The following is an 8,563-nucleotide window of genomic DNA, read 5'->3' on the forward strand; positions in this document are numbered from 1 at the left end:
CCGCTGCCCCTCACTCCAGCGCGGTGCCGGTGAAGTCGTCGGTGAAGACGAAGATCCGCGGCGCGCCGGCGGAGGCTGGGACCGGGTCGTTCACGCCCGCGCGCACGCCCCGGTCCACGACCTCACCGGTGCGCGGGTCCAGGACCCGGTACGGGCGTGGGACCGGTCCCCCGTCGAGGATCCGCAGGTCCCCGCCGTCGTGGGCGTAGGCGAGGTAGAAGACGCCGGGGACCAGCAGGCCGCGAGGGGTGAGGCTCTGCTGCCAGCTGGGCCGGGCGCCGAGGAAGGGCAGGCCGTGCAGGATCTTGCCGACCAGGCCGACGTAGGTGGAGCCCTCGAAGTCCAGCGCTTCGCGCCAGCCGGCGCCGGGGGCGGAGAAGAAGTCCGACTGCCCGACCTCGTCGGGGTGCAGCTTCCACTGCCACAGGCTGCCCGCTCCGTAGACCACGCCCATGGCGGCGCCGGCGCACAGGTTGGACCAGGCTTCGTGACCCTGCCACCAGCCGCCGGCGCGCCCGGTGACGGCGGTGTTCTCGTAGCTGGGCTCGCCGTTGGCGATGGCCTTCGGCGGCAGGTTGCGGGCCATGTCCGCCACGCGCTCGGGGACGTGGTCGCCCAGGTGGCCGGTCTGGCACCACTGGAAGTCCAGCCAGTCGGCGTCCTGGTGGGCCCGGTTGCCCGCGTGCGGTCGGTAGTGGATCCCGGTGGGGTGCCCGTAGGCGTCCCAGCGCTGCACCTCCTGACCGCCGGCGGCGATCTGCGGCTCCTCCCCCGACCCGTCGGCGCCCACGAGCCACACGGCCGGGGATGCGCCGTAGCGGGCGACGAGGTAGCGGCAGTAGCGGGCGTACTGATGGGTCGGGACGACGGTGCCGGCGACGTCCAGCCCCTTCCAGCCGAAGCCCTGGAAGACCGGCTGCCAGACGGGGACGATGTCGTGGTCGAGCAGCGCGTCGACCAGGGCGTCCAGGTGCTGGAAGTAGTCCGGGCGAAGTGCCTGCAGCGTGCCCTGCGGCAGGTCGTCGAAGGCGACGGCGAAGCCTTCGTCGGCGGTCCGGTCCTCGGGACCGACGGCTCGCATGTCGGGCTGGACGCTCATGAGCAGGACGGCGTTGAAGCCCTTGGCGTGCCGGTCCCGGGCGAAGGTCCTGGCGTCCTCCGGGGTCGCCCGCCACGGCAGCGCCCACGCGGTGTCCGCGACGAGGACGGCGGGGGTGCCGTCGGCGTGCTGCAGGTGCCGGCCGTCGGCTGACATCGTCCAGAACCCGTGGCGGGCGAAGCGGCCGGTGCCACGGTGCTGACCGTGCTCCTCGGTGGTGACGGAGCCGGTCACGCCGCGCAGGCCCTCGTCGGCCACGTCGGCGTCGCTGGTCCAGGCCCAGTCACCGCTGATCCCGGGAGAGCTGAACCGGACGCGCCAGAGCCTCCCGCCGTCCCAGAAGGCCGGGCGGCGCAGGCTGGTCCCGGACTCGTGGGTGAAGTCGACCCACACGTCGACGTCGCTGTACGCGTCGGCGTGCTCGGTCGCGGCGGTGAGGGTGAGTTCCACGGTTCGCCAGGCAGGAGCGGAGGTCACGATCGTTCCTTCACGGTCGGAGGGGCACGGGATCGGGCGGGGACTGCTCGGCCGTCGTCAGCCCTCGACGGGGCCGGCGAAGGCGCCCTGGACGCAGCAGCGCTGGAACATCGATCGGGTGGACGATGAGGACGGGGACGGCCGACGTGGTGGTGAACGCGTTGAGCTGGCCGTAGCCGGTCCCGTGCCGGGTGCTGAAGCTCTGCGCGGCCGGTGCGGGCTCGGCCAGTGGCAGGCAGACCTGCCAGGAGGTGCGGAAGGTGGAGGTTCCGTCGATGCGCGCCGCCCCCTCCCCGAGCCACCGCCGCAGGCGGAGGCGACGCCGAGGACACCGGCGGCGGTCGACGGCTGGACGGCGGAGCGTCGCCGCGGGCCCTGCTCGTGTTCGAGCACCTTCGCCTCCATCACCGGTCACCACGCAGTCACCCGACGCGCCGGCCTTCCTGGCCGCTCTGCGAGAGGAGGCGACGTCGTAGTCGCCGCTGTCCCGGTGGCGTCGCTGCGTGGCCACCACTCTGAGACTGATCACACATCTGCGTCAACCGGTTGACCGCTTTGCACCACGCGTGCCAGTCTGCACCCACGTCACAGCTGACGGATCGCGCGAAGGGGTGCGAACGTGACCACGACACCCACCACCGCAGCCGTCGCCGCAGCCGTCGCCCCGGTCGCCGAAGCCGCCGAGGGCCGCACCCCCACCTGCAGTGCCGGGTGAGGACCCGACCCGAGCGGTGGCCCACCCGAGCCACGCCTCCGTGCCGAACGGGATCACCACGCGCACGCTGAAGCTGAAGGAGATCGCACCATGACGTCGAACCCGGCCGGCACCGTCGCGGGAACCCCGAGCGGGCGCCTGGCGGGCAGGCGCGCACTGGTCACGGGAGCGGCCTCCGGGATCGGGCGCGCCGTGGCCACCCGCTTCGCCGCCGAGGGGGCCCACGTCGTCTTCGCCGACCGCGACCTGCCCGGCGCCCGACGCGCCGTCGCCGAGGTCACCGGTGCCGCGGTGGCGGTGGAGGTGGACGTCACCGACGAGGACAGCGTCGCCGCCGGCTACGCCCGGGCCCTCGCCGAGGTCGGGCCGCTGGACGTGGTGGTGGCCAACGCCGGGGTGCAGCTGTTCGGCGCCGACGCACCGGTCGCCGACCTCGACCTGCAGGTCTGGCGGCGCACGGTGGAGGTCAACCTGACGGGCACGTTCCTGACGCTCAAGCACGCCGTGCGCGCCATGACCGGGCGCACCGACGGGCGGCGCGGCGGGTCGATCGTCTGCACCGGCAGCCCCACCGGCCTGAACGGCGAGGGCAGGGACTTCACCGCCTACTCCACCTCCAAGGCCGGCGTGCACGGCCTGGTGCGCACCGTCGCCGCCGCCTACGCCGAGCACGGGATCCGGGTGAACACCGTGGTGCCCGGCTACACCGAGACCCCGCTGGTCACCGCGATCTCCGGCGACGAGGCCTCGCGCGCGGCGATCGTGGCCCGCACCCCGCTGGGCCGGCCCGGAACCCCCGCCGACGTGGAGGGGATCATGGTGTACCTGGCCGGCGACGAGTCCTCCTTCGCCACGGGCGCGCTGTTCCGCGTCGACGGGGGGATGACCTCGCTGTGACGCGGCCGACGAGCGTGGACCCGCCGACCAGCGCCGGGGACGGGCTCGCCGCCGGTGAGCAGCCGCCGCCCCCGGCCGCAGCGGACCCGGCCACCGACGACGCCTGGCTCGACGCCGAGCCGGCGCCCCGGCACCTGCGCGCCGGGCAGTGGGCGCTGACGCTGCGCGGGGTGTCCGTGGAGGACGTCACCCACCGCGGCACGCTCGTGCTCAGCGCACTGCGCGTGGTGGTGCGCGATCACGACTGGCGCACCGTGCCGGTCACCTCCAGCTCCGTCGAGGTCGTGGACGTCGGCGGCGACCGCCTGCACGTGCTGCTCGAGGCCGATCACGACGAGCTCGGTGCGGCGGTGCACTGGCGCGCCGAGCTGACCGCCGAACCGGCCGGCGGGGGCGCTCGCCTGCGCCTGGCCGCCGGCGGGCGGGTGACCCGGGCGTTCCGGCGCAACCGCCTGGGCCTGGTGGTGCTGCACCCGCCGGAGCTCGCCGGGTCCGCGCTGCGGGTGCGCCACCCCGACGGCTCGGCCACCGCGACGACCTTCCCCGCGCACGTCGCCCCGCACCAGCCCGCCCGCGACGTGGCGGGGCTGGAGTGGTCGCTCCAGCGCGGTGAGGACGTCCTGGACCTCGCCCTCGACCTGCGCGGCGACGTCTTCGAGATGGAGGACCAGCGCAACTGGACCGACGCCTCGTTCAAGACGTACAGCACTCCGCTGAGCGCCCCCTTCCCGGTCCCGGTCGCCCCGGGAGACGGCTTCGCCCACACCGTCGAGCTGACGGTCACCGAGCACGCCGGCCGCGCCGGCGCGGCGCCCGCCGGTCACGAGGTGCCAGGGCGCGCCGGGTGCTCCGGCGTCGCCGGCGCCACCGCGCCGGCGGGCAGCGGAGGGCGGGGACCGGCCGCGCCGTCCGGCGCGGTGGTGACCGGGTCAGCGCGCCCGGACCTCACGCAGGTCGTGCTCGTGCCCACCGGGCGCACCCTGCCGCGTCTGCAGCTGCAGGCCTCCACGGCGCCCGGCGAGCCCGTCGACACCTCCTCCTGGTGGCGCGGTCCACTGCTGGTGGAGCTGGACGCCACCGGCCGCGCCTGGCCCGGCGTGCTGGCCCGCGCCCGGCGCGAGGCCGGCGAGGCACCCCTGGACGTGCGGATCACCGCGCAGCGGGTCGAGGAGCTGGACCCGGTGCTGACCGCGGTGCGCCGGGGTCCCCTCGAGCGGGTCGCCGTCTACGACGCCGCCGAGCACGTCACCACTGCCGCGCTGTGGGAGCGCCTGCGCGAGCTCGCGGGCGACCCGCACGACCGCCCGCACGGTGGCCTGCCGCTGGTGGGCGGCACCCGCGCGCACTTCACCGAGCTCAACCGCCGCCACGCCGACCTGCCCGCGGACCTGCCCGCGCTCACCTTCTCCTCCACCCCGCAGATGCACGACACCGGCCGCCGGCAGCTGCTGGAGTCGATCGCCGTGCAGCGCACGACCGCGCAGCAGGCGGTGCGGATCGCCGCCGGCCGGCCGGTGCACGTCGGGCCGCTCACGCTGCGCCCGCGCTTCAACGCGGTGGCCACCTCCCCGCGCGTGCCCGATGACGGCGACGTCACCACCGAGGGCTGCGGGGCCGAGCACGTGTGGCACGCGGACGACCCGCGCCAGGGCGGGCGCGGGTTCGCCGCCTGGCTGCTCGCCTCCCACCAGGCCTTCGCCATCGCGGGGGTCGCCTCGATCACCGCCGTGGAGACCTGGGGCCCGCGAGGGCTGCTGGCCTTCGACGGCAGCGCGTTCCCCGCCGCCGAGGTGGTCCGGTGGCTCGACGCCCTGCAGGGCTGGGAGCTGCTGGAGAGCGCGCTGGTGCCCGGCCTGGCCGTGGTGGCGGCCCGGCGCGCGGAGCGGCTGGTCGTGCTGGCCGCCGACCTCAGCGGGCACGGACGACGGATCGCCGTGGCCGGGCGCGAGCTGTCGATCCGGCCGTGGGGCACGGTGCACCACGTGGGCGCAGCCGCCGACAGCCGGGCGGCCGCGCCCACGAGCGTGAGAAGGTGAGACGGTGCCCGCCTTCCGCGCAGACGACCCCGCCCGGGTGGTGCTGGAGCTGCAGACGCTGCCGCGCGGCTCCGCGGTCGCCGACGTGGCGCGGCAGATGACCACCCTGATCGCCCAGGGCACCTTCCCCCCCGGCTCGCGGCTGCCCCCGGAGCGCCAGCTGGCGGAGTCGCTGGGCGTGGGGCGCTCGGCGGTGCGCGAGGCGCTGGCGGCCCTGGAGATCCTCGGCCTGGTCAGCGTGCGCCCCGGCTCGGGCACCTACATCCGCGACAGCATGTCCGAGCTGCTGCCCACCACCCTCAGCTGGGGCCTGATGGTCTCCGCCGAGCACACCGCGCAGCTCTCGGAGGTGCGCAGCGCGCTGGAGGTGCGCGCAGCGGTGCTGGCCGCTGAGCGGATCGACGAGGCGGGCCTGCAGGCGCTGCGCTCGCACCTGGAGGCGATGGAGGCCAGCACCGAGGACTTCGGGGCCTTCATCGAAGCGGATGCGGCCTTCCACCTGCAGCTGGCGCGGTCGGCCGGCAACGAGGTGATGGACGAGCTGCTGCGGACGGTGCGCTCGCTGCTGCGGGTGTGGGTGGAGCGCGGCCTGCGCAGCAGCGAGCAGGCGCTGACCGCGTGCCGGGAGCACCGGGCGGTCTACGAGGCGCTCGCCGCGCACGACCCCTCGGCCGCGCAGGCGGCCATGGACGCGCACATGCGCACCGCCGGCGACCGCGTGGAGCACGCCGATGGATCCGCGACCGCCGCCGGCACGGCAGCGACGACGCGGGTGCCGGCGCAGCCGACCACGCAACTGCCCTCCGTCGGCAGCAGCTGAGCGCACCCGGAGGGGTCCCGTCGGCCGGTCCGACCGGCCCGGGGTGCTGCGCGAGGCGCCACCGCGTCCACCGCAGGGATGCGGTGGCAGCCTGAGCGATCACGGCGGTCGGGGGCGGAGGTGGCCACGAGGCGGCGATCGGTGGCAAGCTGGCGCTCAACCGGTTGACCGCCTTGAGCGGGATGCCCACCGCGCCGTTCGAGGAGGAAGTCGTGGCGATCGGAACCTCCACCTACGCCTACAGCCACCGCTGGGCCCCCACGTCCCCGCGGCCGATGTCGCTGCTGGAGATGCTCACCGACACCCAGCAGCTGGGGGGTGAGGTCTTCCAGATCTGCGACCACCCCGATCTGGAAGACCTCACCGACGAGCGCGCCCGGGCACTGCGCCGCGCCGCCGCCGGGCACGGCACGGTCCTGGAGACCGGCACCCGCGGCATCGGCGTCGAGCACCTGCTGCGGCACCTGCAGCACGCCCGTGCGCTGGGCGCACGCACCGTCCGCTCCATGGTCTTCACCGCCGACGACCGGCCGACCCCGGCCGATGCCGAGGTGCGGCTGCGCGCGGTGCTGCCCGCCTACGAGGGCGCCGGGGTGGTGCTGGGGCTGGAGACGTACGAGCAGATCAGCACCGGTGACCTGCTGGCGCTGGTGGACCGGATCGACTCCCCCCACCTGGGCATCGTGCTCGATCCGGCCAACTGCGTGGCGGGCCTGGAGCACCCGCGCGAGGTGGTGCGCCGGCTGGCGCACCGGGTGGTCAACATCCACGTCAAGGACTTCCGCTTCACCCGCCGCGAGGGCTGGGCCGGCTTCACGCTGGCCAGCTGCCCGCTGGGTGAGGGGCAGCTGGACTACGCCGACCTGCTGGAGGTGGTCAGGCCGGATCCGGGGCGGGTGCACCAGGTGCTGGAGCACTGGCTGCCGCCGCAGGGCTCCGGCGAGGAGGGCGCGGCCTCCACGCGCGCGGTGGAGGCGCAGTGGACCCGGCGGTCGCTGGCGGTGCTCGCTCGACTGCAGTCCCACGGCACGATCCAGCAACCGGTTGACCAATAGCCTCGTCGATGTCACAGTGGACGAGCCGGCCAGCACCACGTGCCGGCGCCTCCCCCGACCTCGAGCGCCGCTCCTGAGGACGATGAGCAGAGCCACCGACCCGTGCAAGGGAGCACGCCCTCCATGGACACCAGCACCCCCCAGGCCGGCAGCACCGCGCTGCGCAAGGCCGCGCTGCGGCTGATCCCCTTCGTCGCAGTGATGTTCTTCATCAACTACCTCGACCGCACCGCCGTCAGCTTCGCCGGCCCCAACGGGATGAACGAGGACCTCGGTCTCACCCTGGCCCAGTACGGCTTCGCCTCCGGGGTCTTCTTCATCGGCTACATCGTCCTGGAGATCCCCAGCAACCTCGCGCTGCACCGCTTCGGTGCCCGCAAGTGGCTGGCCCGCATCATGGTCACCTGGGGCATCGTCGCGGTGCTGTTCACCTGGGTCCAGGACGCCACCCAGCTGTACTGGCTGCGCTTCCTCCTCGGCGTCACCGAGGCCGGCTTCTTCCCCGGCGCGATCCTCTTCATCACCCTCTGGTTCCCCCGCGAGTACCGCCGCAAGGCGCTCGCCGGCTTCTACCTGGCCCAGCCGCTGACCACCGTCGTCGGCGCTCCGCTGGCCGGCTTCCTCATGCAGACCGGCGATGGCGTCCTCGGCCTGGAGGGCTGGCGCTTCATGTTCCTGTGCGTGGGCCTGCCCGCGATCGTCATGGGCATCGCCTGCTGGTTCTACCTCACCGACAAGCCCGAGGACGCCAGGTGGCTCAGCGCCGAGGAGCGCACCTGGCTGCGTCGCGAACTGGACGCCGAGCAGGGTGAGAGCCAGAGCCGCGGCACCCGCTCCGCCCGCGCCATCCTCGGCGTGGGACGGGTCTGGGCCCTGGCCGTCGCCTACTTCGGCCTCATCTACGGCCTGTACTCCCTGGCCTTCTTCCTGCCCACCATCATCGCCGGATTCCAGGAGCGCTTCGGCACCACGTTCTCGGTGTTCGAGAAGGGCCTGGTCAACGCCGTCCCCTACGTGCCGGCGGCGATCGCGCTGTTCCTGTGGTCGCGCCACATCTCGCGCAACGGCTTCAAGAGCTGGCACATCGCCCTGCCCACGTTGCTGGCAGGCCTCAGCGTCCCCGTCGCGCTGTACATGAACTCCCCCTACCTGACCATCCTCGTCATCGCCGTCACCGCCTGCGGGATCTTCATGGCGCTGCCGAACTTCTGGTCCCTGCCTCCGCAGTTCCTCACCGGCGCCGCCGCCGCGGCCGGCATCGCCTTCATCAACACCTTCGGCAACATCGGCGGCTTCTCGGCCCCCTACATCACCGGCTGGCTGACCGACCTGACCGGCGACGAGAAGCTCGGCCTGTGGCTGACCGGCGGCCTGCTGGTCCTCTCCGCCGTGATCCTGCTCGTCCTGTCCCGGCGCGGCCGCGCCGCAGCGGCACCCACCGGCGAGGCCGCCGGCCTCCCCAAG

The 8,563-nt window shown here is 74.2% G+C and carries 6 protein-coding genes; 5 read left to right on the forward strand and 1 reads right to left on the reverse strand.

Features of this window, described 5'->3' with window-relative positions; genetic code table 11:
* Positions 1-10: 10 nt before the first annotated feature.
* Positions 11-1,576 (reverse strand): apiosidase-like domain-containing protein, encoded by a 1,566-nt coding sequence (locus tag GTQ99_RS02780; protein ID WP_166614215.1) that lies wholly within the window; start codon positions 1,574-1,576, stop codon positions 11-13.
* Between the two features lie 805 nt (positions 1,577-2,381).
* Between GTQ99_RS02780 and GTQ99_RS02785 the strand changes: the two genes are divergently transcribed.
* The 5 genes from GTQ99_RS02785 to GTQ99_RS02805 all read left to right on the forward strand — a co-directional run.
* Positions 2,382-3,188 (forward strand): SDR family NAD(P)-dependent oxidoreductase, encoded by an 807-nt coding sequence (locus GTQ99_RS02785; protein WP_166614216.1) that lies wholly within the window; start codon positions 2,382-2,384, stop codon positions 3,186-3,188.
* Positions 3,185-5,224, forward strand: coding sequence for a D-apionate lactonase family protein (locus tag GTQ99_RS02790; protein WP_166614217.1), 2,040 nt, complete (start codon positions 3,185-3,187; stop codon positions 5,222-5,224). The genes GTQ99_RS02785 and GTQ99_RS02790 overlap by 4 nt, the downstream gene beginning before the upstream one ends.
* A 4-nt stretch (positions 5,225-5,228) precedes the next feature.
* Positions 5,229-6,044 (forward strand): FCD domain-containing protein, encoded by an 816-nt coding sequence (locus GTQ99_RS02795; protein WP_205706667.1) that lies wholly within the window; start codon positions 5,229-5,231, stop codon positions 6,042-6,044.
* 212 nt (positions 6,045-6,256) lie between these two features.
* Positions 6,257-7,099, forward strand: a complete 843-nt coding sequence (locus GTQ99_RS02800; RefSeq protein WP_166614218.1) for a TIM barrel protein — start codon at positions 6,257-6,259, stop codon at positions 7,097-7,099.
* A gap of 123 nt (positions 7,100-7,222) precedes the next feature.
* Positions 7,223-8,563, forward strand: a 1,341-nt coding sequence (locus GTQ99_RS02805; RefSeq protein ID WP_166614219.1) for an MFS transporter, incomplete at its 3' end; no start/stop codon positions are given.

This window comes from Kineococcus vitellinus, assembly GCF_009906315.1.
GTDB lineage: Bacteria > Actinomycetota > Actinomycetes > Actinomycetales > Kineococcaceae > Kineococcus > Kineococcus vitellinus.

What these genes read in the sequence shown, in the direction of transcription:
- GTQ99_RS02785 (WP_166614216.1), top strand. Translation starts at nt 2,382, where the DNA reads ATGACGTCGAACCCGGCCGGCACCGTCGCGGGAACCCCGAGCGGGCGC.